At 47.6% G+C, this 25315-nt stretch carries 18 protein-coding genes; 4 read left to right on the top strand and 14 right to left on the bottom strand.

Translation table 11 applies throughout. The features are described from left to right. Nucleotides 1-18: 18 nt before the first annotated feature. A complete protein-coding gene (locus MHB71_RS30810; RefSeq protein WP_340028418.1) occupies nt 19-828 on the top strand; it encodes a histidinol-phosphatase in 810 nt (269 codons plus the stop codon). Between the two features lie 472 nt (nt 829-1300). On the opposite strand, the gene MHB71_RS30805 is transcribed toward MHB71_RS30810, so the two are convergent. The 6 genes from MHB71_RS30805 to MHB71_RS30780 all read right to left on the bottom strand — a co-directional run bounded on the left by MHB71_RS30805 (nt 1301) and on the right by MHB71_RS30780 (nt 7924). Continuing rightward, on the bottom strand, nt 1301-1933 hold the full coding sequence (locus MHB71_RS30805) for a GNAT family N-acetyltransferase (protein WP_053061418.1): 633 nt from the start codon (nt 1931-1933) through the stop codon (nt 1301-1303). A gap of 168 nt (nt 1934-2101) precedes the next feature. Then, on the bottom strand, nt 2102-2833 hold the full coding sequence (locus MHB71_RS30800; RefSeq protein ID WP_340028417.1) for a metallophosphoesterase family protein: 732 nt from the start codon (nt 2831-2833) through the stop codon (nt 2102-2104). Between the two features lie 57 nt (nt 2834-2890). Then, nucleotides 2891-3865: a metallophosphoesterase gene (locus tag MHB71_RS30795; RefSeq protein WP_047841272.1), complete on the bottom strand. Its 975-nt coding sequence runs from the start codon at nt 3863-3865 to the stop codon at nt 2891-2893. Nucleotides 3866-4040: 175 nt separating this feature from the next. Next, complete coding sequence (sdhB, locus tag MHB71_RS30790) at nt 4041-4805, bottom strand: succinate dehydrogenase iron-sulfur subunit (RefSeq protein WP_036605794.1); 765 nt, start codon at nt 4803-4805, stop codon at nt 4041-4043. Nucleotides 4806-5469: 664 nt separating this feature from the next. Next, complete coding sequence (sdhA, locus tag MHB71_RS30785) at nt 5470-7212, bottom strand: succinate dehydrogenase flavoprotein subunit (protein WP_036673387.1); 1743 nt, start codon at nt 7210-7212, stop codon at nt 5470-5472. Between the two features lie 43 nt (nt 7213-7255). Beyond that, entirely contained in the window at nt 7256-7924 is a 669-nt protein-coding gene (locus tag MHB71_RS30780; RefSeq protein ID WP_036605792.1) for a succinate dehydrogenase cytochrome b558 subunit, read from the bottom strand. A gap of 295 nt (nt 7925-8219) precedes the next feature. On the opposite strand from MHB71_RS30780, the gene MHB71_RS30775 reads away from it, so the two are divergent. Continuing rightward, nucleotides 8220-9149: a LysR family transcriptional regulator gene (locus tag MHB71_RS30775; protein ID WP_036673385.1), complete on the top strand. Its 930-nt coding sequence runs from the start codon at nt 8220-8222 to the stop codon at nt 9147-9149. Between the two features lie 54 nt (nt 9150-9203). Here MHB71_RS30775 and MHB71_RS30770 read toward each other — a convergent pair whose 3' ends face one another. Beyond that, on the bottom strand, nt 9204-9875 hold the full coding sequence (locus MHB71_RS30770) for a TrkA family potassium uptake protein (RefSeq protein ID WP_017692455.1): 672 nt from the start codon (nt 9873-9875) through the stop codon (nt 9204-9206). Between the two features lie 54 nt (nt 9876-9929). Further along, nucleotides 9930-11270 (bottom strand): TrkH family potassium uptake protein, encoded by a 1341-nt coding sequence (locus tag MHB71_RS30765; protein ID WP_143781474.1) that lies wholly within the window; start codon nt 11268-11270, stop codon nt 9930-9932. A gap of 500 nt (nt 11271-11770) precedes the next feature. Here MHB71_RS30765 and MHB71_RS30760 point away from each other — a divergent pair, with 500 nt between their 5' ends. Further along, nucleotides 11771-13468, top strand: coding sequence for a type II CAAX endopeptidase family protein (locus tag MHB71_RS30760; RefSeq protein WP_340028416.1), 1698 nt, complete (start codon nt 11771-11773; stop codon nt 13466-13468). Here MHB71_RS30760 and uvrC read toward each other — a convergent pair. Beyond that, a complete protein-coding gene (gene uvrC / locus MHB71_RS30755; RefSeq protein WP_340028415.1) occupies nt 13437-15524 on the bottom strand; it encodes an excinuclease ABC subunit UvrC in 2088 nt (695 codons plus the stop codon). The genes MHB71_RS30760 and uvrC overlap by 32 nt on opposite strands. A 304-nt stretch (nt 15525-15828) precedes the next feature. Next, nucleotides 15829-16146, bottom strand: a complete 318-nt coding sequence (gene trxA, locus MHB71_RS30750; RefSeq protein WP_036605788.1) for a thioredoxin — start codon at nt 16144-16146, stop codon at nt 15829-15831. Between the two features lie 262 nt (nt 16147-16408). Between trxA and MHB71_RS30745 the strand changes: the two genes are divergently transcribed. Beyond that, complete coding sequence (locus tag MHB71_RS30745) at nt 16409-16564, top strand: hypothetical protein (RefSeq protein ID WP_017692450.1); 156 nt, start codon at nt 16409-16411, stop codon at nt 16562-16564. Nucleotides 16565-16744: 180 nt separating this feature from the next. Here the strand turns inward: MHB71_RS30745 and dnaI are convergent, their stop codons facing one another. From dnaI to MHB71_RS30725, 4 genes are all read right to left on the bottom strand, one after another. Next, a complete protein-coding gene (gene dnaI / locus MHB71_RS30740; protein WP_036605787.1) occupies nt 16745-17695 on the bottom strand; it encodes a primosomal protein DnaI in 951 nt (316 codons plus the stop codon). Between the two features lie 263 nt (nt 17696-17958). Then, nucleotides 17959-20754: an alpha-mannosidase gene (locus MHB71_RS30735; RefSeq protein ID WP_340028414.1), complete on the bottom strand. Its 2796-nt coding sequence runs from the start codon at nt 20752-20754 to the stop codon at nt 17959-17961. Continuing rightward, nucleotides 20751-23930, bottom strand: coding sequence for a beta-galactosidase (locus MHB71_RS30730; protein ID WP_340028413.1), 3180 nt, complete (start codon nt 23928-23930; stop codon nt 20751-20753). Before MHB71_RS30730 ends, MHB71_RS30735 begins: the two co-directional genes overlap by 4 nt. Further along, nucleotides 23927-25246, bottom strand: coding sequence for a glycoside hydrolase family 125 protein (locus MHB71_RS30725; protein ID WP_340028412.1), 1320 nt, complete (start codon nt 25244-25246; stop codon nt 23927-23929). Before MHB71_RS30725 ends, MHB71_RS30730 begins: the two co-directional genes overlap by 4 nt. Nucleotides 25247-25315: the final 69 nt, after the last annotated feature.

Genomic DNA, 25315 nt, shown 5'->3' with positions numbered 1-25315 from the left:
AGAAAGGAAGGATTCCATATGAAATTTGATCTTCATACACATCATTTTCGTTGTGGTCACGCAGACGGCAACATCCGCGATTATATAGAGGCAGGTATTAAGGTAGGACTTCAGGCCATCGGTATCTCGGATCATACGCCGTACTTTGGCAGTGAGCTTGAGCAGGCATTTCCCCGGATCGCAATGGGCAAGTCGGAATTGCAGCATTATGTGGAAGAAGTCCTTGCTTTGAAAGAAGAGTACGCTGGTAAAATCGATGTGCTGCTCGGCATTGAATCCGACTACTTCCCTGTTCATGCAGAATTGTACCGTACCACACTGGGACAGTATCCTTTTGACTATATTATTGGTTCAGTTCACCATACCGAGGATGTGAGTATCTTCAACAAAACCCGGTGGAATGGCCTAAGCAATGCTCGCAAAGTTGAAGTGAAAGAAAGTTATTATTCATTAATTCGGGAATCGGCTCGCAGCGGTATGTTCCAGATTCTTGGACATATTGATGCGATGAAAGGAAACTATCCACCTTTCTCCGATATTATCGCTGATCAGGCCATTGATGAAACGTTGCAGGTCATTGCAGGATCCAACGTAGCGATCGAAATTAACACATCTGGCAAAACCAAACTCAGCGGTGGCTGGTATCCCTCGGATGCCATTCTGGAACGCGCCCATCATTATGGAGTGAAGGTGACATTTGGATCGGATGCTCATAAACCACAGCGGGTTGCAGACGAGCTGGATGACGTTCGTACACGTCTCAAGGAGATCGGATTCACCGACTGGGTATACTTCAAGCAGAAACAGATGCAGGTTGTTCCACTGTAAAAAATAGCAAACACAAAGGCCCCCACAGCGCGCTTGTTCACGCCGTGGGGGCCTTTTATTGCCCTATATAAGGAAATATAATTATATTTTACACGATAACGGAGAGGACAGAAATAACGTGAAGAAGCGAAGCGGTCGCCTAAAAGCTTTCTGAAAGAAAGCTGCATCGGAAGCATACGCTATCCCCGGATTTCCCCTTCAAAAATATGGAAATCAAAAAAATCCGGGTATAACAGCGATCGGAAAGTTATTCTGTCATCGGAGTGGCCAGTGTAAATATTCCACAGTTAACTTATATGGACAAAAAAATGAACCCGCTCGCGCGGGTCCCAACAGCATTATCTATTATCAAAAAGGGGGTCATGAGATAAGTTTACCCCCTGTCTGTTAGAGTTCAATTGCAGCTATATTTCAATTGTGTAACAAATGATTGAAGTTCGATTCATTCACGTTTGACTACTCTTACTCTATGTCATTGCGGCTTGTCAGATACCAGAGTTTGCAGGTCTTTTTCCTGAAGCGGGCGTACGTATTGTTCCCGATACATGCTATACACTTTAACATCCATCAGGGATTCTGATCCCTCGTCATCCTCATCATTCAGTCCGAACGAGGGAAGACTCCGCTCATAGGACATCCCTATTTTGCTTAGCACCCGTTGTGAAGATACATTAGCCTCATAACAACGTGCTTCCACCCTCCCCAGATGAAGATCGTCAAATCCAAACTGCAGCAGCCGCTGTACCGCCTCGGTAGCCACACCTCTGCCCCAACAGGACCTGTTCAGGATATAACCAATCTGTGCGGTACCATTCTGATCATTCCAGTGCTGGAATGAGGTGATCCCAATAACTTGTTCCTTGCCTCTCCAGCAGATCCCATAATGTAACGAATCCAGCTTGGCGCTGCTGCTCCGTATCTGGTTCAATAAGCGTCTCGCCCTGATTGGCGTGGGCTGGCTTCCCCTATTCACATATCTTATGACTTGAGGATCGGAAAAGAGTTCCGATAATGTGCTGTAATCACTTTGACGTAATGATCGCAGGACAAGACGCTCTGTCCACAAAGCCGGCAGACCTTGAACCAGCATTTTTCGGGTAAGCATGACAATCGCTCCTTTTGCCTAAACGGGCTCTAGTCCGGTAAGACAAGCATGCTCTGATGATGATCCGGCGTAATACCATTTGAACTGATCCACGAACTTTAGTATTCGCATTTTAGTATTAATATATTGCATCATTCAATTCATCACGCTAAAAGGTCCAGATGCTGACTACTCCTGCAGCCCGCGATAGATACCCGTACGAATCTCACGAATATAGAACTCCAATGCAGGAACATTCGCCGACTGTGCAACCTGTACTTCTCGCTCAATATCATAAGGCACCCGCACGAATTGAACATTGAACGGGGTATTGTTATCGTTGCTGTCTTCACCCTCCAGAATACAGTAGGAAGCTTGGGGAAGATCGAGTGGATTACCAACACTGCCTGCATTAAACAGTAACTTGCCGTTCATATACTGCAAGTATGCGTTATGCACATCCCCATAACCTACAACATCTGCAACACCTTGCTCAGGATCATCAGCCGGAGGATCAAACATTGCCAACCTCTTTTCCATCGCGTCCCACGGCTGTACACGATGGTATACACTTTGAGGTGAAGCATGGACCAGACGGATGGTGCGACCGCTCAGTTGAAATTGATGACTGAAGGGTAGGCCCGCCAAGTACGCCAATCGTTCCTCACCCAGCCGCTCTGCTTGCCACGTAAAGTTCTCGTTGTCTTGGTTAACCGCAACCAGTTCATCCCAATTGCCACGGATAACAAGTTCGCACGTCGCTCTCACCTGATCCACAACCTTTACCGGTTCTGGTCCCTTGCCCACGAGGTCACCAAGACAAAAGATTCGCTCCACGCCACGACTTCGGATATCTTTTAACACTGCTTCCCAGGCAGTCATGTTGCCATGAATGTCGGATACAATCGCAATTCTTTCCATCTGGATAACCTCCATTCATGTTGAATCCTTTATGTTTTATATTCATCTTATATTCTTTTATGTGGTTGATCCTTTAAGCTCAAACACCGTTAATTCTGGTCTGCACAGAAAACGAATGGGCAGTTGAGTCATGCCAAAACCACGATTCACATACACCGGCATCTGTGTCTGGGTGGTGTAATATACCCCCTGGACATCCGTGTAATACAATCCTTGAACATACTTGTGTGAACCTCGCGGAGTTGTCAGTGCCCCGATCCAGGGAAAACGTACCTGTCCACCATGGCTATGACCGGAAAGTTGTAATCCGAAACCATAGGGAGTGGCAATGTCGGCATAATCCGGTTCATGCATAAGTAACAATTTCCACACATCATGATCCAATCCCTTGATAGCTTGGGCAGGATCAGGCCTGCCTGTAAGTGCGTCATCCAGTCCAGCTATGGCCAGACGTTCGCCCCCTTGTTCAATCACCACATGTTCGTTCCGTAACAAAGTGAATCCAGCTTCACGGAACATGGTTGTCACTTCATTCTGCTGTCCGCCCCGATAATCATGATTCCCCAAAACTGCAAATTTGCCATACTTCGCTTGCATGGAGGCGAGTACCGGAATACATTCACGCATCGGCTCTGCTTCCCTCTCAACTATGTCTCCGGTAAAACAAATCAAGTCCGGTTGTTGCTCCTCAATCGTTGCTGCCAGCTTTTTCAGCTCTTTCACCCCGGTATGAAAACCAAGATGGGCATCGCTGAACTGAACTACACGCAAACCGTCAAATGCCTTTGGAAACTTCGGAAGTTTCAGCTCCACTTGCTTGATCTCCAGACGACGCGGTTCCCATAACCAGGCATAACCTCCTGTAAGCAAACTGGCACCCGCTGTCATCAAAACCATGCGCAATAAGAAACTTCGGCGAGAGGGATCATGATCCTTTTCTTCTCCAGGAAACACAGACTCTTCTGCACCTGATGCTTTGTGCGAGCGCTGGGACGGCGAGTTGTTGCTGCCCTGACGCGGTGTCTCTGCCATATCTCCCCCTCCTTCTACGCTCTTAATCCATCCCCTTAGTATATCATATTCTGCATGGGTAGCCCGGTTCCTCTGCTTCATTACAAAAAGAAGCCGGGATCTCCGGCATGTTGCTGCACGGGATCACGACTTCTTTTAAGTTGCAGATTACACTTCTGCACATGTTATGACGAGATTATACACCCAACCAGCGTTTGAACATATGCTTGGTCGTTTGTTTGTTCATTTCGGCAATGGAGGTTGTCAGTGGAATGCCTTTTGGACAGGATTGCACACAGTTCTGTGAGTTACCACAGCCCTCAATGCCTCCGTCTTCCATCAACGCTTCCAGACGATCGTCGGCGTTCATCTCCCCTGTTGGGTGAGCGTTGAACAGGCGCACTTGGGACAGTGCTGCTGGACCGATAAAGTCTGTTTTCTCATTGACGTTCGGGCATGCCTCCAGACATACTCCACATGTCATGCATTTGGACAGCTCATATGCCCACTGACGCTTCTTCTCAGGCATCCGTGGACCTGGACCGAGGTCATAGGTACCATCGATCGGAATCCATGCTTTTACGCGTTTCAGGGCGCTAAACATCCGGCTACGGTCGATGACCAGGTCACGAACCACCGGGAATGTCTTCATCGGTTCGATACGAACGGGCTGTTCGAGCTTGTCGATCAGGGCTGCACATGCTTGACGAGGCTTGCCGTTGATGACCATGGAGCAGGCACCGCAGACTTCTTCGAGACAGTTGGAATCCCAGCACACGGGAGCAATGGATTTGCCATCTGTATTGACCGGGTTCCGCTGAATCTCCATCAGGGCGCTGATCACATTCATGTTGGGACGGTACGGAAGCTCAAATTCTTCGTTGTACGAAGATGACTCCGGGCTATCCTGACGGGTGATGATAAACTTGACGGTTTTGTTGGCTGTAGCTTGTTCCGCCATATCGTAGTCCCCTCCTCTGGTGACGATGATTGGTGTTGCTGATGCGCAAAGTTACTCTTTTGGTGCACGGGTGGCGCTCCGTCAGTGGAATGACCTTCCGACCACTGTTGCTCCCCCATTTTACTGAATGGATCTCTATTGAATAAAATGGGGTATCAAAGGCGGACGCTTCGCTTCTTCAGGTCAATTCCACTTCCTCCGCTACGTTGTGCACACAGAGTCACTTTGCTGGAAAACTGCACTCCATTCATGCTGGATGGGCAGTATTGAAGTTCTGAAGCATCGCTAAGGCGCTTTGCTTCTTCTGGGTATTTCCGCTTCTTCCGCTATGTTGTGCACGTGGGTAACTTTGCTGGAAAACTGCACTCCATTCATGCTGGATGGGCAGTATTGAAGTTCTGAAGCATCGCTAAGGCGCTTTGCTTCTTCTGGGTATTTCCGCTTCTTCCGCTATGTTGTGCACTGGGTAACTTTGCTGGAAAACTGCACTCCATTCATGCTGGAGGCAGTATTGAAGTTCTGAAGCATCGCTAGGGCTTTGCTTCTTCTGGGTCTTTCCTTCACTTTGATGGCAGTAACTTTGAAAAAGCTTTGCTTCTCCAAAGTTCTCCTGCCTCTCCGTTCAGGTGTTTAACTATTCATTACATGAATAGTGTGATACTTCTTAATCCTTGGAGTAATCCCGGATACGTGGTGGGATCAAGGATACGTCTACTGGCTCGTACGAGATTTTCGGGCCTTCCTTCGACCAACTTGCGATAGTCGTTTTCAGGAACTCTTCGTCATTACGTTCCGTGAATTCCGGTTTGTAATGCGCGCCGCGGCTTTCGTTACGGAGTAGAGCACCGAGAGTCATTGCTTCTGCCAGTTCAATCATGTTCCACAGTTGGCGAGTGAATGCTGCGCTCGGGTTATTCCAACCAGAGCTGTCATACATGTTGATTTTGCCATAACGCTCTTTCAATTCCTTGATCTTGCCAATCGTGGCTTCAAGCTTGTCGTTGTAGCGCACAACCGTCATATTGGCTGTCATCCACTCGCCAAGCTCTTTATGGATGACATAGGCATTTTCCGTGCCCTGCATTTTCAAGATGCCTTCGTACTTGTCGCTTTGTTGTTTGGTGTGTTTCTCAAATACGGAAGATGGGATATCAGCGGACGATTTTTTAAGTCCTTTGATATATTCAGCCGCTTTTGGTCCAGCCACCATACCACCATAGATCGCAGATACCAATGAGTTTGCACCCAGACGGTTCGCACCATGGTATTGATATTCACATTCACCAGCTGCGAACAGCCCCGGAATGTTAGTCATTTGATTGTAATCTACCCACATGCCGCCCATGGAATAATGGACTGCCGGGAAGATTTTCATTGGGATTTTACGCGGGTCATCACCCATGAACTTCTCATAGATCTCAATGATTCCGCCGAGTTTAACATCCAGTTCCTTCGGATCTTTGTGCGACAGGTCGAGATAAACCATGTTCTCGCCGTTCACACCCAGACCCATATCTACGCAGACGCTGAAGATTTCACGAGTCGCGATATCACGTGGAACCAGGTTACCGTAGGATGGATATTTTTCTTCAAGGAAGTACCAAGGTTTTCCGTCTTTGTACGTCCAGATCCGTCCACCTTCACCACGCGCGGATTCAGACATGAGACGTAGCTTGTCATCCCCTGGAATGGCTGTTGGGTGAATCTGAATGAACTCCCCGTTTGCGTAATTTACACCTTGCTGATACACCGCACTTGCCGCTGTACCTGTGTTAATTACAGAGTTGGTCGTTTTACCGAAGATGATCCCCGGACCACCACTCGCCAGAATAACCGCTTCTGCCGGGAAGGTCTGTACCTTCATCGTTTTTAGATCCTGAGCCACGATCCCGCGACATACGCCTTCATCATCCAAAACTGCCTGCAGGAACTCCCAGTTCTCATATTTCGTAACCAGGCCAGCTGCTTCCCAGCGACGTACCTGCTCGTCTAATGCATAGAGCAATTGTTGTCCTGTTGTCGCTCCGGCAAACGCCGTACGGTGATGCTTCGTTCCCCCGAAACGACGGAAATCAAGCAAACCTTCCGGTGTCCGGTTGAACATTACGCCCATACGGTCCATCAAGTGAATGATGCCAGGTGCTGCTTCGCACATCGCTTTAACAGGAGGTTGGTTCGCAAGGAAGTCACCGCCGTATACCGTATCATCAAAGTGTACCCATGGGGAGTCACCCTCACCCTTGGTATTTACCGCTCCGTTAATGCCGCCTTGTGCGCATACAGAGTGGGATCGTTTAACAGGAACCAGTGAAAATAAATGAACATGGACTCCGGCTTCAGCCGATTTGATCGCCGCCATCAATCCCGCGAGACCGCCGCCCACAATAATTACATTCGTTGATGCCATTGCTGTTCACTCCCTTATAAGTCAGCATTTATACGCTAAATGCTTAAATTAGAACTGTTTTTACTGCGTCAATCATCGAAGTAGCTGTTTGGAAATCAATGCTCCGGAAAGCAAATAGTGAAGCAATAAACATGATGGAAACAATAGCGAACAAGCTCATACATACGTAAGAGGATACACGTTGCGCACGCGGACCAACCGTAATTCCCCAGCTAACGAGGAACGACCACAGACCATTGGCAAAGTGATATGACGCCGCAACCACACTGATCATATATATCGCAAAGGTTATCGGATTCGTCACCGCATCATGTATGACGCCGCCAATCTCTTCATGGGATACATTACCCAGCGCAATCTGTACTCGCGTCTCCCATACGTGCCAGATGACGAATACAAACGTAATAATACCGCTTACCCTCTGTAACGTGTAGCGCCAGTTGCGCTCATTACCGTAACGCCCAACGTTAGGCTTGGCCTGATAGGCAATGTAAAGACCATAAACACCGTGATAGAACAACGGCAACCAGATAAGTAATGCCTCAATTACAATAACAAGAGGCAAACCGTTCAGAAATGCAACGGCACCGTAAAAAGCTTCTTTGCCGCCTTCAACTGCCGTGAAGTTCGTCACCAAATGCTCAACAAAAAACAAACTGAGCGGAATGACGCCAAGCAAGGAGTGCAGCTTTCTGGAGTAAAACCCTTTCATAAAATGTCGATCCCCTTTCGCTAAATACAACGTTTTCATAAATGATTTCACTTATCATGACACGAATCCTTTTCCATGAAAAGGTTCGACAAATTGTTCCGTTTTCCCCAGGTGTGAACAACTTGTGTCACGGTTCATGTTACTCCTTTTTTTCTTATAAGGGAATTGCAATATAATTATTAAATGTTATAACCTATAGGTATAAGCAGTGAAACATTCGGTTTACAGGCTATACAACATGGAAAACGATTGAGCAAGGGCAAGAATCACATTCATGGAAAAGAGGTTATTGTTCATGTTTGAGGAGTTAAATGCATTTGCAGCGGTCGTGGAGCAGTCCAGCCTCAACCGTGCATCCAAGTTACTGAACTTGTCCCAACCCGCACTCTCACGCAAAATCGCCAAATTGGAGGATGAACTCGGAGTTGCCCTGTTCCACCGCCGTGGCAAACGGCTGGAGTTAACCAGTGTAGGCCAGTTCACCTATACCTACGCTGTAGAACAGAAGCAGCAACAACAGAAGTTCCTCACCATGCTGGCCCAGTATAAAGACGAAGAACAGAGCACCATTACACTTGGAGCCAGTCTGACGACGCTTCAAACTACGTTACCACCTCTCGTCAATGCCTTTATGGAGAAACATCCAAATGCCGAACTGAAACTGTTGACGGGTAAAACACATGAGATTGTGTCGTTTGTGCGTGACAAAAAAGCCGATGTGGGCATTGTCGCCTCCTCCATCAGCGAAGTGGGGCTTAACTGTGTGCCGCTCTTTGACGATCACCTGGAACTGGTTGTGCCGCTTACACACCCCTTGTCCGGTAAAGAAGCCGGGATGGAGCATTTGCAGGATCTGCCGATGATCACGTTCTCCAAAGGCACCTGGTATCGCAAATTAACGGACGATCTCTTCCAGCGCTGTGCCGTGATGCCGGATATTCGCATGGAGATTGATTCCTTCGAAGCGATCATCCGACTTCTGCCTTCCGCCAAAGCTGCTGCTCTATTGCCCAAGTCATATCTTCGTCCACAATTGCTCGCGGACAATGATCTTGTTTCTGTTCATTTGCCTCAATTACAGCAGACCCGCAGAACAACTTGTATGATCTATGGGGAAAAAGAGGACCTCAGCGAGACCTCCAGACAATGGGTCAAGGAGACGGCTGCACTCTTTACAGCAAAGGCGCCATTGCCCTCACGGAGGGCTACGACGCCTTTGCCTTGATCTGAAACAGCCAGGCTCTAACGTCTGGCTTCCATATTTAACTCATGATAATTATCAGCTCTCTTGGCTGATAACCTCTTCTTCAAATCGGTCGATATCTGCATTATTACCAATAATGACCATGATATCCCCCATTTGAAGCGAATCCAGTGCCGTCGGAGCGATAATGACCCCAGCTTCTTTCTGTAACGCCACAATGCTGCAACCAAAACGTACACGTGCATTCAGGGTAGAAAGGGTTTTGTTATGCAGACAGGCGGGAACCTTCATCTCGACAATACTGTAATCATTGGATAATTCAATGTAATCCAGCAAGTTCGGGGTAACCAGCTGGTGGGCAACCCGAATGCCCATATCCCGCTCAGGATAAACAACACGATCAATCCCCAGTTTATCCAATGCGCGTCCGTGAAGGACGGATATGGCCTTGGCCACGACCGTCTTGACGCCCAGCTCTTTTAACAGAATCGCGGTGAGAATGCTCGTCTGAATATCATCCCCGATAGCAACGATACAGCAGTCAAAATTTCGAATACCCAGGGAGCGTAACACTTCCTCATCTGTGGCATCGGCTACAACGGCATGGGTGACCAATTCACTAATGTCTTCGACGACTTCTTCATTTTTATCGATCCCGAGCACCTCGTAGCCGAGTTCCATTAATTCCTGTGCCAGACTGGAGCCAAATCGCCCAAGCCCAATCACCGCAAACTGCTGTGTTTTCATTGTTCTTCACGAACCCCTTATCCAAATCAATTTCAAAACTCACTAAAAATAGATTTATCCAATAATCATTTTGCCTTCCGGATACCTGTATAACTCTTTACCCTTTTTCTGCCCAAGTGCATACGCTAATGTGATCGGTCCAAGCCTTCCTGCAAACATCGTAAAACAGATCAGGAGTTTGCCCAATGTAGTCAGTTTCAGCGTCAGTCCAAGCGATAATCCTACAGTACCAAAGGCCGATGTCGTTTCAAATAAGATCATCATAAAACTGGCGTCTTCTGTGGTACTCAGTGCCATCGTTACAGCTATGATGAACAAAAGCGCCAGCAATGTAATGGTAAGCGCCTTGAAGATCCGTTCCTGTACAAGCCGATAGCGGAAAAACACGATATCTTCACGTCCACGCATCATGGCGATGACCGCTCCAGCCATAATCATAAATGTCGTTGTTTTGATCCCGCCTCCGGTAGAACCTGGCGAAGCACCAATGAACATCAGAATGATCATAAAGAACTGTGTTGCCTGCCTGAGTCCGGCAATATCTACCGTATTGGCTCCTGCTGTTCGCGGCGTAACGGACTGGAAGAAGGAACCGAGTATTTTGCCACCCCAGTTCAGGCCGCCCAGTGTCCGTGGATTGCTAAATTCAAATACGAAAATGACAAGTGCACCAAACACAATCAACAATCCAGTCATTAACAGTACAACTTTGGAGTGCAGAGACAACTTCCGCGTTTTGCGGTAATCCACCAGGTCTGACAACACCACAAAACCGATACCGCCAGAGACAATCAAGAACATTGCTGTAAAATTAACCAACGGGTCATACACATAACCGGTCAAACTGCGGAAATCCCCAAACATATCAAAGCCCGCATTGTTGAACATCGAGATCGCATGCCAATAGCCATAATAGATCGCCTGTCCGACCGGCATGTCGAACGACCAGCGGATGGCAAACAGTGTGCCACATATGCCTTCGATAATGAGTGAGTAAATCACAACTTTCCGTATTAGCCGGACGATGCCCTCCATCGTGCTCTGGTTCATCGCTTCCTGTAGAATCAACCTTTCCCTGAGCGAGATCCGCCGTTTGAACGCAATGGCAACCAATGTGGACATTGTCATGAAGCCCAGTCCGCCAATCTGAATCAGAATCGCGATCACAACCTGACCCAGCACCGAGAAATGAGTCCCTGTATCGACCACAACCAAACCAGTGACACAAACAGCCGAAGTTGCTGTAAAGAGCGCATCAATAAATGCAAGACTGTCACCGTTACGGTTGGATGCCGGAAGCATTAACAGCAGTGTGCCTACCAATATGATGCCAGCAAACCCTAACACAAGAATACGGGGTGGCGATAATCGCATCCATTGCACATTCAGTTTCACTTGAGTATCTTCCACCTCTTCTGAAATGAAAATAACTCCACACCCGTGGAGCCTTCTTCATTTGAAATGCTGTTCCCAAACGTTAAACAAGTATGATTCAGATTAAAACGACATATATAATGAAGTTGGAATATATCCTATTCGTTCCCTTGTTGGGCGAAAGACATGCGAATCATTGCACATTTGTTTCAAAATTATAAGCGCTGCGACGTTTGTAGACAAAACGTTTTTTGTGTAAATCGGATCGAATTCAGCCAAAAAGGGAAGAACTCAGATATGGCGACGGATGGATCAGATTCTTTCGGTCCTTTTCATTCATTTTCAAGGATTTACACCTGTTTTCGTTACATCATTGGCATTCGGTGCTTGGCCTGTGCTATGTTAACTTTAATATCCATATTAGTGCGTGTTCAAAAAGGGCGGTTTTCAGTACCAAGAAGATGGGATGAAGATAGAAACTTTTTGAACTACCTCTATCAATAAAGGAGGAACACCATTACATGAATCCCTTAGGGCAGCCTTTGCAACTCAAGGCTAACTTCAAGCGGCTGGGGTTGCTTGCGGCGATTGGCCTGATTCTATTTTTTGTATTTCAGATCTTTCCTGCTACCTCATCGCAAACGACAGAAATTTCATCCACGTCCTTCATAACCAAGGAGCAGGCGAAGCAATCCGCACGATCATTCGCAGCTTCTGTGAATGACTATACACTGCCAAATGATGATGCAAAAACCCTGGTAACCTACCAGACACATTCGGATATCTACGGGTATATGGCCAAAACCAAACAACTTGATACCTATAACCAGAAATGGGAAACAAGCTATCCTTACGATGTATTCCGCGTTCGTTTGCCTGATCAAGACAAGGGCGGTTATCTTAATGTTGACGTACATATGAAAACAGGAAAAGTCGTCGGCTTCAAACGAGAACTACCTTCTTCACTCTATACCGCCATTGAGGCGGAACAGGTTAGTGGACGAGTGACCACATCGCAAGTAATTGCTGAAGGCAATATGTCTCTGGACGAGAAACAACAGCTCGCGGCTGGCGTTCTGAACGAATTCGGTTATGAGGTGCCGACACTTCAACTGGAGACTCGCGATGGTGAAGCGGGACTGAAGTATACAGATTCTGCAAAAGCCATTGGAGACTCCAAGCTGGAACTGAACTTTACGTTTGAAGAGGGTGCGGTACGATCGTTCGATCCTGGCTTCTCGGTCCCTGAATCCCATACCGATTATGTGAAAGCTCAGACGCGTCAAGCCAACTGGATGACCTATGGCGGCTATGCGTTCCTGACCCTTGTTCTGGGCGTGCTGGCCATTATCTATAGCATTCTGACCCGAACACATACGTCTTTCAAACGCGGGATCATTCTCTCGGTGGTGTATTTCGCAGCTTCGGTAATTGGTACGCTGAACATGATTCCACTCTTTCAGGCACAAGGGCTCTCCAGCTTCATGTTAGCGTTCCTGATGTTAATGCAGACGGGAATTACGCTCGTCATGAGTGCAACCATCTATCTGTCCCTTGTTGCCGGTGACGGCATGTGGCGTAAAATCGGTCTGAACCCTTGGCCTCGTGCCAAAGAACCGGGATACGGAAAATATGTACTTCACAGCATGGTTGCTGGTTACCTGTGGGCATTCATTCTACTGGGTGTGCAATCCATCCTGTTCTTCATACTAGAGCGAAGCATTGGCACATGGTCAACGACGTCAGCAGATCAATCTACATTTAATATGAGCTACGCATGGATCTTCCCGATTATGGCCTGGATGGCCGGTATTGGTGAAGAAGCCGTCTATCGACTGTTCGGCATTCGTATGATGCAGAAGATTGTGCGTAATACTTTTATCGCATGTCTGATTCCAACCATCATTTGGGCACTTGGACACACATTGTATCCGATCTATCCAGTAATCACCCGGCCCATTGAGCTGATGGTGATTGGATTGCTGTTTAGTCTGATCATGCTGCGTCACGGCTTCATTGCCGTTGTATTTGCTCATGTGATCTTCGACAGCTTGCTGATGGGACTCAGCTTGGTCTTTATGGGCGATGCCCTGAATATGACAGCTGGACTCTTCTGGATTGTACTGCCGGCCATCGTTGGATATGTGGTCTACAAATTCAATCCAAAACAAAAAGAGAAGCCGTATGTTACGACTCCTCATCCCGAAGTGCTGCAATAATCTGATTTGCCAATTTGTCACCAATAGATAGAGGCCGGAAGTCTTCGACGCTGGCCTCTTTTATTTTGCGTAAAGAGCCAAAATGCTTCAACAGCAGCTTACGCCGCTTCTCTCCGATCCCCGGAATGGCATCCAAACGGGACGTCACCATCGATTTACCCCGCTGCTCGCGGTGGAACGAGATCGCAAAACGGTGGACCTCTTCCTGTATCCGCTGCAACAGGTAGAATTCCTGACTATCCCGTGGCAGGGAGATGACTTCCGGTGGATTACCGATCATCAACTGTGAAGTCTTATGCTTCGCATCCTTCACCAGACCACATACCGGAATAAACAGCCCCAGCTCATTTTCCAAAATATCGACCGCAGCCGAGATCTGTCCTTTACCACCATCGACCACAATCAAGTCAGGCTGGGTCAGGTTTTCTTTTAATACCCGCTCGTAACGGCGACGGATGACCTCTCTCATCGTTTCATAATCATCCGGCCCTTCAACCGAACGGACCTTGTACTTCCGATATTCCTTCTTATCCGGTTTACCATCGGTAAATACGATCATGGCAGATACCGGGTTTGTACCCTGGATGTTCGAGTTATCAAACGCTTCAATACGGTGAAGCTGATCCAATCCAATAAAACGTCCCAGTCCTTCGGCAGCTTTGGATGTACGTTCTTCATTTCGCTCAATCAAACGGAACTTCTCTTCCAATGCCACACGTGCATTATCCACGGCCATGGTGATCATCTGGCGTTTCAATCCACGTTGCGGGATGAGCACTTTGATCTCCAACCACTCCTGTAAAGCAGCAGCAACCTGAGTTGGGTCTTCCAGTCCTGATGGAAGCTTTTCAGTTGAAGCAGTTGGATCCATTATTGGAGCATCCTCTTGCATACTGTCAGGTTGTTCACCTTCTGCCTCAGTGGAACCTCCGTAAGTTGCACGAGTCTCAGCAACCAGTGGCTGGGAAGCGTCACTGCGCTCCACTTGTCCCATCTGCTCGAATTCTACCGTAACTGCGGCAGGCACCGATCCCTCAGCATCAGATACTGTATCCAAACTTTCGTTATCCGTTGCAAGATCCTTGGGCATTTCCGGCAACAAAATTTCTTGTGGCAATGCCGGATTATCGCTGTAATACTGTGTTACATAGGACATGAAGTCACTATACGCCTCACCGTAAAACGGGAAGGTTGATACGTGACGTTCAATCATTTTACCCTGACGCATATATAGAATCTGGACACACATCCAGCCTTTATCAATGGCAAAACCAAATACATCACGGTCTCTGGCATCGGCCATCGTAATTTTCTGTTTTTCCATCATCGCATCGATGGCGATTACCTGATCGCGCAGTTCCTTGGCACGTTCAAAATAAAGATCCTCCGCAGCCTCTTGCATCTTACGCTGCAAATCCTTCTTGATCTCTTCGTGACCACCGCTCAGAAATGAACCAATCTCTTGGGAAATCTCGTCGTACTGCTCCTTCTCCACTTCCTTCACACAAGGGGCAAGACACTGTCCCATATGATAATACAGGCACACTTCTTTGGGCATTACACCACATTTGCGCAGTGGATACATGCGATCGAGCAATTTTTTCGTTTGGTGTGCCGCATACGAGTTCGGATAAGGTCCGAAATATTTGGCTTTATCTTTCAGCACACGCCGGGTTACTTCCAGCCGGGGGTGCTTTTCATTTGTAATTTTAAGATATGGGAATGTCTTGTCATCCTTAAGCAACACGTTGTACCGCGGCATATGTTTCTTGATCAGGTTACACTCCAGAATGAGTGCTTCCATGTTACTGCCCGTCACGATATATTCGAAATCACGAATTTCGGACACCAGACGCTGGGTCTTTCCGTTATGACTGCCGATAAAATAAGAGCGTACGCGGTTCTTCAGAACTTTAGCCTTACCAACATAGATAATGGTGCCTTCACTGTTCTTCATCAGGTAACATCCAGACATGTCTGGCAGCAAAGCGAGCTTGTGGCGAATCTGCTCCAATGCCTTTTCCTGATCCTGCAAATCATTGATGAATTGATCCATAATTCGGTGAATCCTCCTTCCCGAAAAAGCTGAAATTCTCACCTTACATGAGTTACTCCGATGACAGAATGACCTTTCGATCGCTGTTATCCCCAGATTTTTTCGATTCCCTTTTTTAAAAGGGAAAATCCGGTGATAAAGGCGAACGCTTCGCTTCTACAGCTCATTTCTGTCCTCTCCGTTAACATGTAAATTTCCAGTTTCATTTTATATAAATAGTATACTTTATATTGTCCTATATAAAGGTATTCGACGCAAAACGCCCCCGGCATGTAAACCGGAGGCGTATGTGTAAGCCTGTAAATTATTGGTGTTTTTCGATAATTCCTTTGAGCGCATCTTTCGAATTCAGACCAACCACTTTATCTACTGGTTGACCGTCTTTGAAGAAGATCAAAGTTGGAATGCTCATTACGCCAAAGCGGGAAGCTGATTCCGGATTTTCATCCACGTTAACTTTAGCAATTTTCACTGCATCGCCAACTTCTGTGGACAGCTCTTCCAGGATTGGAGCGAGCATTTTACAAGGACCACACCAAGGCGCCCAGAAATCAACAAGAACCGTTCCTTCGCCTTCTACTTCAGCGTTGAAGGATTGATCGGATACGTTAACAATAGCCATGAAATTGTCCTCCTTATATATACTTACGGTTTATTTTAACCTGTAACGTCGTGAACGACACTTCCAGTATAACACAGGTACGTCAAACTTGTGAATTGAACGCTGCAATGTTCATCTTCCCAACATCAAATCTTCACAATTACAGGATGTGGCATACTAACTGCAAAATCTTTACAAACGCTTTCTTTTCCAAGTATACTAAAATTACTCCGGGTTTCAGCCCCCATACGGGCAAGCTGTTTCCCCATAAGGAGGCAATAACATGGATGCAAATGTGCGGATCAGCGACCCGCGTGAACATGTGAACGAGGAACCCCGCAACGATCTATTTGATCTGATCGCGGGTGTTGCCGGCATGGCCGGCCTGATGACAGTGATCTTTTTCGGTATGGTTATCTTCAAATTCCTCACCGAATAAGACACTCACAGGTCTCACGCAGGACCAGAAAAGCCCGGTTTTCGCGACAATGCGAAAGCCAGGCTTTTTTTGGGACTACTTTAGCTTTTGATTGCAATCAGCTCAGCTTCTAAATCGTAAGCTCCACCGATGATTTGAAGATTAACCTTGTCCAGAACCGTTTCGTTCAATTAGATCGGTTTAACGTTTACCGCGCTGATTCTCACCCCGAACGGAGATGACATCCACGAATGGACGAATCCGGTCCATGAGACGCTGGCCTTTATTCATTTCCTCGCCGTCCCGATTGGTGAAACTAAGATGTTTTTCAAGCCCATCCAGATTGTAATTGGACGTATAGAACGTAGGTTTACGATTCATCCGATAGTTCAGAATGGACCCCATCACATGATCTCGAACCCAAGGGTTCAGATTCTCTGCCCCGATATCATCAAAGATAAGCAGATCACAACTTTTCAGAATATCCGTCATTTCCTTCAGCTTCTGCCCTTCACTGATCATGGATTTCAGATCCTCCACAAAGTCAGGCATATAAATAATGACACCCGTGTGGCCTGCAACCGCCAGTTCATGCAACAGGTAACACATCAGAAACGTCTTGCCCGTCCCGAATGTTCCTTCCAGAAACAGTCCTTGCGGAGATAATCCGTTCTCCTTGGTCTCGCTAATATACCGAAGCACCTGATTCACTGCCGGAGCACGCATCCGATCCTTGCCCATAATCTCCACATCGTTGTATCCGGCACTGAGCGCACGCTCGTCCACATAGAAACTGCGAATGCGTTGCTTAATAATATGTTCATTTTGCCGGGCGATATGTTTGGAACAAGGTGCTTTTATATCTATGATTTCGGGTTTACCGTTAAAATGTTCTACTTCCAGTTTGCAAAAGTGGCCCTGAAAATCGTTAGGGCAGTTGTCGAGTCCTGGGCAATTCGCACAGTTCTTAGAGTCTTTGGCGTACTGAAACAGCTTGCTCAGATCGGTCATGAGCTGTGCATCTTGCAGTTCAGGATGACCTGCGCGGAATTCGCGTACGTACGGATTTTCCATCAATTCCGCCGCAATCCGCCGCGATTGCTCACGAAAGGCAGGGTTCAGCTGCTGAAGCAGTCCTCCCAAGGATTCCATGGCTTCAAGCCCCCTTAATGTTTCAATATAGAATGAACAATGAAATGTACCCCTGACCATCTTGATGGCATAGGAACTTTCGATCATTTGCAATTCTACTGTTCATTCTATAGAAAAACAACCAATAACTCAACTCATAGATCTGGTAAATAGCGTAACCCTTCTGCCACCGTACGTAATGCCTAGTTTATAGTACACTTGCAGTCCTGTACCTTTTAGTGTGTGTTCAAAATTCTGTTTTTCGACTCTTTAAACAACTTTTCTCAGCGGCGCAAGCCGACAGTAACGATCTCGCATGAACCTGTCTGTATGTTCCATTCCTTGGTGGCAAATGATAATGTTGATGCCTCTTCTATGCTGTTGAGATGAAGTATTTCGCCCTCTTCCTCCAGGATGTTGCTTTTGTATGCCGTTTCGAATGGCTGCGGATTCGCTTGTGATGTTGCAAGCTTCAACGTGGCAGAGTCGGTGGTCATATTGAACCAGCGTAACATGACATCACCGGAATCTTCATTTACCTTGAGTGAAGAAAAAGCCAAGCCGTCTCCTTGCCATGCAAACGGTGTGTTGTTAGGTGTCAGATAACCCGTGTGTACTTCGGTTTGTGCCAGCGTCCAAGGAACCTGGAACTGATAGGCCTCGATATATGCACCTGACGCTGCACCATTTCCATCATGCGGAATGATCTCGATCTGAAATGTATGTTCACCAAGGCATTGTGCTTCAGGTGTCGGGAACAAACCCCAGTCTCCGAGTTCGCCTACAGCACGAAGCAGCGTAACCGCGATGGTGTTGCGACCATCCTGAAGGACTTCATATTCATTCAGGCCCAGATTGGCAACGACCAATCCGGCGTCCTTTTCACTCACATCCACAAAATTCTGTTGATGCTGTGTATTGCTTGGATTTTGCCACTCCGGTGCAGGCTTGTTATCACGCGTTGCAATTTCGAACATGGAATCCACATGATGAACAGCAGATACAAGATCCGTTGGGAAAAGAGCACGCACCCGATGATCCTTCGCCTGATTGTTGAAGGTTGTTTCCATTTGTACTCCTTTTCCATTACGACTCAGTGATATCACTGTACGAATCTGGAGCGGAATCATTTTAGTTGAACGCTGGGCTTTACGGTATGGATAATAAATCAGCTCCCGTTGTTCCTGATCCAGCATCTCATCCGCAGACTCCGGTATTTCCCAATGATGAATCACTTCAAACGAGGCCAAGTATGATGTATCCTCAAGGACCCGAATCTCGGCCTGAAGCTCGTGTGTTGTTCGCGCCACTTCATTCTCTGGTTGCTTGAACATGTATTCATTACCGATATCACCCACATTTTCGTACACGCCAAGGTCCTTGTAAGTCCGGCCTGTTCGTTTGTCTGTGAGTGTGAATGAACCGTTGTCTGCAATCGTGACGATCAAATATTGATTCTCCATGCCACGTTCACCACGCAACAAGGTATTTATTTTCGATGGAGAGCCACTCTTTGAATGATCCACAAAGTTGACCAATGCATAGGTTTTTAGTCCAAATGCAGCTACATTTTCTGTTTCAAAACGAATACGTACTCGCCGACAACTATACGGTTGGCGGAAGCGATCATCCGGCAGATCATAGCCGAATTGCAGACCCAGATCCTCCACCGTACATGGAATGTGGTTACCATTTTCATCTACAAGTACGCGGTATGACAGGTCAACGGCTTTCATCTGCGTCGCCATCTCTTCCAACGTATGTCCATCCCGGAAATACAACCGAGCCGCGTCCAGTTCCATCTGAACTACACCGCTGCGTTCCCAACCCGTTGTATTAAATACCACAACAGGTCGAGCCTGCTCGCCGTAACGCTCAAATATGGAGGTATCGACAGCTGTAGTAATCTGGCTGGTGCTCTCTTCAATTAAAGCCTCTGCTACATGACGGCTCTTATCAAACCGTGTCACCATCTCGCGATGCACCTCATCCACACTGCATCCACAGATGCTGTCATGCGGATGATTTTGCATCAGCGTTTTCCAGGCATACGTCAGTTGATCATGTGGATAGGCATGTCCAAGCAGATAGGCGTAGGATGCCAGGGGTTCAGCCACTTTTTCCAGCATAGTCTGGCCCAGCTGGTTCATCTGTTTCAGATACACACGAGCCGAGGCGGTGTTCACCAGAGTTCCCCAGCCATCGGTACGCTGGCTGCGCAGTTCTCCTTTGACCGTGGACAGTTCATGTTCAGACGATGCTCTCAAAGCTTCCAGATAATCCGGAAAGTTGGAGTGAATGAACTCGATATCGGGATGTAATTGTTCAGCCATGCGAATCGCTTCTGGCAGGTCTCGCTGAATTGGTTGATGATCACATCCGTTCATGTACAACAACTCATTGGTCGATGCATATTTCTCGGCATGTGCAAGCTTGGTTTCCCAGAACTTGCGGGCCGATTCCTCGTCTACTGGAACTTCATTTCCGTTGGAGTACCAGTTGGCAAACAATACGCCGAGTACTTTTGATCCGTCTGGTCCTTCCCACATCAGCTCCGAGAAGCTTGATTCATATCCGGCATCCGATACCGTATTATTAAATCCGGTAGGCTTCACACCACGTCCAAAAAACACATTATCAATGCCTGATTGTTGCATCAGCTGCGGAGTCTGTCCGACCAATCCAAATGTATCGGGAAAGTAACCAATTTTCGAAGGGGTGCCGTAACGTTTGGCGTCCTTATGTCCAACCTGCATGTTGCGCACATTGGCTTCTCCACTCGTCAGAAACGCATCCTGCAAAATGTACCATGGTCCAATCACAATCCGCCCATTGCGGATATGCTTCTCCAGTCTTTCCTTCTGCTCCGGGCGAACCTGAAGATAATCATCGATAATAATCGTTTGTCCATCCAAATAAAAGCTTTTATAGTCCGATCCCTCATCAAGCTGATCCAACAGTGAATCGACGAGCTGAATAAGACGCATATGATGCTTCTCATACGGCAAGTACCATTCCCGATCCCAGTGGGTATGCGAAATAATATGTGCTCTCTTCGACTTGTTTGTCCGTTTGATCATTGCGTTATGCCACCTCTTTCCTCTTGTTGTACAATCTCAACCTCATCAGGGCGATACACCGCAATCAGCTTTCCGGAAGCATCCGTGGCAAATAACACCGAACGATTTTTCTCCAATTGGAACGAGTACGATACACCTGTACGTTGATCTCTCACTTGAACTTCATGGTTAAAGGCAAACTCCGATACAAATACATACAGATTCCCTTTTGGAAAACTCAGCTTCCGGCCGTAGATCCCTGCGATATCTCCGCCAGATATCCATTCCAACTCCTGTTCGATGCCCGAAATTTCAGTCGCATAACGATATAATTCAGCAAGTGGCTCGTCCCGTCCATTTAACTCGAGCGGCAGTGGAGTCCAGATTAATTTCCCTTTACCCAAAGGCAATACGGTTACTTCATCTGCTGTACCATTATCCCCATGAAGCAACGTCTCCTTCGCCACCTCGGCGATACGACGCCGTCCATAGGTCACCCGGTGATTCACGCCATTAATATTCAGCAGTTCTTCCCGCTGTACATTACCAAGACTGCGTTTACCTACGATATGATCGGCCCGGTCAGTTGCCTTCCAGTATGCATCCAGCCCCAGCGGTCCAGTGATGAGCAGACTTGTGCCTTCCTTCTCCGCAAACGTGAGCAATTGTTGAAGTGCATCGCTCTCCATATTGTGCGGACTCGGTACGATAATCAGTTTCGGTGGCTGCTGCTCCAACGCTTCCAGATGATATTCGGATAACGCACGGAATGGCAATTTCAGATCATAAGACATCACGCGAGTAAGCTTTGTTGTGGCATCATAGGCGAGGGCACGGTTGGAGAAGTCATTGGAATACGGGAACACCACTGCAATATCCTCCAGATCGCGGTCTTCAAAGAGATCACGAATGCCATCCATGAATCGGCCAAAATCATAAGACACATCCGCCTCGGGTTTCTCCGTACCATCTGCACGAAGGGCCCCAATATGGGACTCATTGGCATTATCCATATAAAAGTTGGTGTTCCAGATCCATTGCACGGCGCCAGCGCCGCCTGTCGAGAAAGCATAGGCGTACTTTCGTTCGAGAATACCACGAAGCTCCTCTTCCGTACGCTTAGCTCGCCCATCGGGGGTTTCCACATACATGATGCCCGTCTCCTGAATGAGATTTGGCTTATGTGGCGTTTTAGCGAAAATGCCATCCCAGATCAGATCATCGTTTAACCACCAGGAGTGCACGGTTGTATAATCCACTTCACGTTCATAGAAGAAAGGCGAAGGACGCTGTGCACCAAGGGCTTCGTCCTGTCCCACAGTGACCAGATGATTCGGTACCTGATCCTTGATCGTACCTACAAGCTCTCTTGCCCAAACATTGTGCATCTCCATAGAGAAGAGACAGTAATCGAGCCAGCGTGTTCCCTTTTTGGCCTTGTGCATGTCCTGTACATCAAAATTAATCTCTTCCGCCTCGGGGATAGCCGCGGCTGCAAAGTTCGGAAGCTGCTTCGGTGACATGTTCCATGCCTCCTGCAACGCTTCAATTGTCTGATGCCGCTGCTCAAGCCAAGTGATATAAGCCTGCTGTTCATATGAATCCCTTGCCGAGCGTGGGCCAGCCGAGAAGATGCGCACCGGATCAAACATCGATGGCTCATTAATCAGATCCCAGTCCACATGGGTTGTATGCGTGTGACGACTGACGATGCTGCGGATAAAACGTTTCTGAGCCTCGACACTCTGCGGGTCCAAATACGGATTCGTGCCTTCCCATGTCTCCGGTGTAAAGGAGAAGAAGGTGAATGTGACCTGTAAGCCGTGGCGTTTTGCCGTTAAAATAAATGCATCAATGGCACGAAGCACATCCTCTGCCATATGTCCGTCCACCTGCATCATGTTGCGATAGGCGGTCCAGATTCCCGTCCGAATCCAGTTGATGCCGGCTTTTGCCATCTGAGCCATGTCTCGATCCCAGACATCCGCATTGGGCAGAAATAAAAATTTCCGTGCCACATCGGAGGTCATGTAGGTCATACCCACAACAGGGAGAGGACGTCCGTCTTTTACAAAATAATCCCTGCTGCGGGTAATCACTTCCCCTTCTGCCAGCAGTGCAGCATCCTGTCCCCAGAAGCCTTGACGCAAGGTCCGAACTTCACCGTCAGGAGCCTGCGCGTGGCATATGATCCGATACAGCCCACTTTCAATGGAAACCGGGAGAAGTATGCGTTCAAACCGCTGCTCACCGGAAAGTTCCATCTCCAGTCGATGGCTCCATACCTTCTCCGTCGTGCCACTTGTGCGATCTTCATGCTCGACCGTTATGTCAAACGTCCACAGCTCGGATTCGGTAAGTCTATTGCCTGCACGCTGTAAAATCTGACCTTGAAGTGTGAGTACAGCCCGCTCATCTGGCTCATACGAAGCATAATTCGTTTTGAGGGATAACTCGTTTACACCTTGCGCACAGAATTGCGCCCACTTCACAATCTCGGCAGCACCATCCTGCGTCCAGAATGAGGTGGTCAGCGGCAGATGCACAAACATCCAACGTGAACCAACGAAAGTCCCGCGGGAGTTTTCCCACAGAACGACCGGAGCGGCGACACTGCGCCCGTCTTTACTCATGCCACGAAGCAATGGATAAATCTGCGTACTCATCGGTCCTGATGACCCCATCTGGTGGGGCAGATCACTTGTTTTGGTTGTATGTGGAACCAAATTCCATGTATCTGCCTTCTCGAACAGCCCCTCTTTCCCAGTGAGAAGCGGGATCTGTTCGGATGAAGTGTACGATTGCACATTGGCAGAAGATACGTTCAGTGCCTCATGAATATAGAGTTCCTGATGATACGCGGTCTGCTCGGACTCTACAACCCATGCCCCATTTTCATATCGAACCGGACGTTTGAAGGGTGCGCCCCCCACACTGATCAGGCTTCCGCCCTGATGCAAGTAAGCGGCAATCTCCGTCCAGGCGAACTTGGGAAAATAGGGTGCATGCATATTGACCAGACATCCTTCACCTGCTGTGGTCTTCAAAGCCTCTGCGAGTTCTTCGGCGTTTACAACGGTGATCTCTTCAACTGCTTTCCATGTATTCAGAGCCTCATGAGTTGGAGAAGCACCTTCCATCGGAAACGCAGGATCAGCGAAGATAATCAGCTTTTTATCATTAGGTTGGATACTCATAACAGGCCATCCTTCATCGATCTGTAGACCAACTGGGAGAACAGGCTGTTGGACCATGCAAACCATTTTCGTGTAAAAATCGTTGGATCATCGGCGTGGAAGCCTTCATGCATATAACCTGTATCTGCATCTGTCGCTTCGAGCATGCGAATAATCTCCAGTTTCTCCTCGGCAGACTGCGCAGTCAGTCCTTGCATGGACAATCCCATATGCCAGATGTAATCTGGTGGGGTGTGCGGACTTCCGATCCCTTTGGCAACCTTACCCTCATAATAGAACGGGTTCTCTTTGCTCAGGGCAAAACGGCGCGTATTCTGGTAGATCGGATCATCCGCTGTGACGTAACCCAGATATGGAATGGACATAAGTCCCGGTGTACCCGCATCGTCCATGAGACAGTGGTTGCCATAACCGTCCGTCTCGTACGCATAGATCGGTCCAAATTCCGGATGACGATAAATACCATACAACTGAATGCCGTGATCCACGTCCTGCTCCAGATCCTTCAATTCCTGCAAAAGTTCCATATCCCGGAACACCCACTCGGCAAACTCCTGCATTTGGCGCAGAGCGACAACCGCGAACATGTTGCCAGGGATATTGTAGTGGAAGTCACACGCATCATCACTGGAACGGAAACCGGACCAGATCATACCCGTGTAGTTGACTGGCATACCCTTTCCGTGATTGCGCAGGGAATCTGTTGGGATACCGTTATTGCGAGTGAAGCGATATGGAGATTGTTCCATGTGATGCTGTTCGACTTTGAACAGGTCCACGATTTTACGCATCGCTGCTTTGAAGCTTGAATCAAAAATGTCGGTCAGCTCGGTTTCCTTCCAATATAAATAGGCCAAACGTACAACAAAACATAATGAGTCAATCTCGAATTTGCGTTCCCACACCCAAGGTGACATCTCGGTCTCGTCCGTCGTGTTCCAATGCCAGTCGTTAGCAGTCTCATTGAAGGCATTGGCATATGGATCGATGTGAACATATTGGATATGACGTTTGATCAGCCCGCCAATAATACGTTGCAGGTCCTCGTCTTCTTTTGCACACGGAATGTAATGTACCACCTGCTCCACGGAATCACGCAGCCAGGAAGCCGGAATATCTCCTGTGATAACAAAAGTCGTACCGTCCTCCATCAACTTAGTTGTTGTTTCTATAGTGTTGGGGAAGCAGTTTTTGAATAATTGAAGCAGTTTTGGTCGGTGAGCCAGTTTCTGTTCTGCTTCTTCGAGCACAGCCTGAATGGATTGTGGCAAGCCAACAGGCGGCATTGGTATTTTGGGTAATCTGAACTGTTCCATGGATGAGTGCAACTCCTTAAACAAATTGAATGGTGTAGCTATACAGGATGAAACAAAAAATTTACACGG

It is taken from the genome of Paenibacillus sp. FSL H7-0940, from assembly GCF_037979415.1.
GTDB lineage: Bacteria > Bacillota > Bacilli > Paenibacillales > Paenibacillaceae > Paenibacillus > Paenibacillus amylolyticus.
This window is presented reverse-complemented; position numbering and strand designations above follow the sequence as displayed.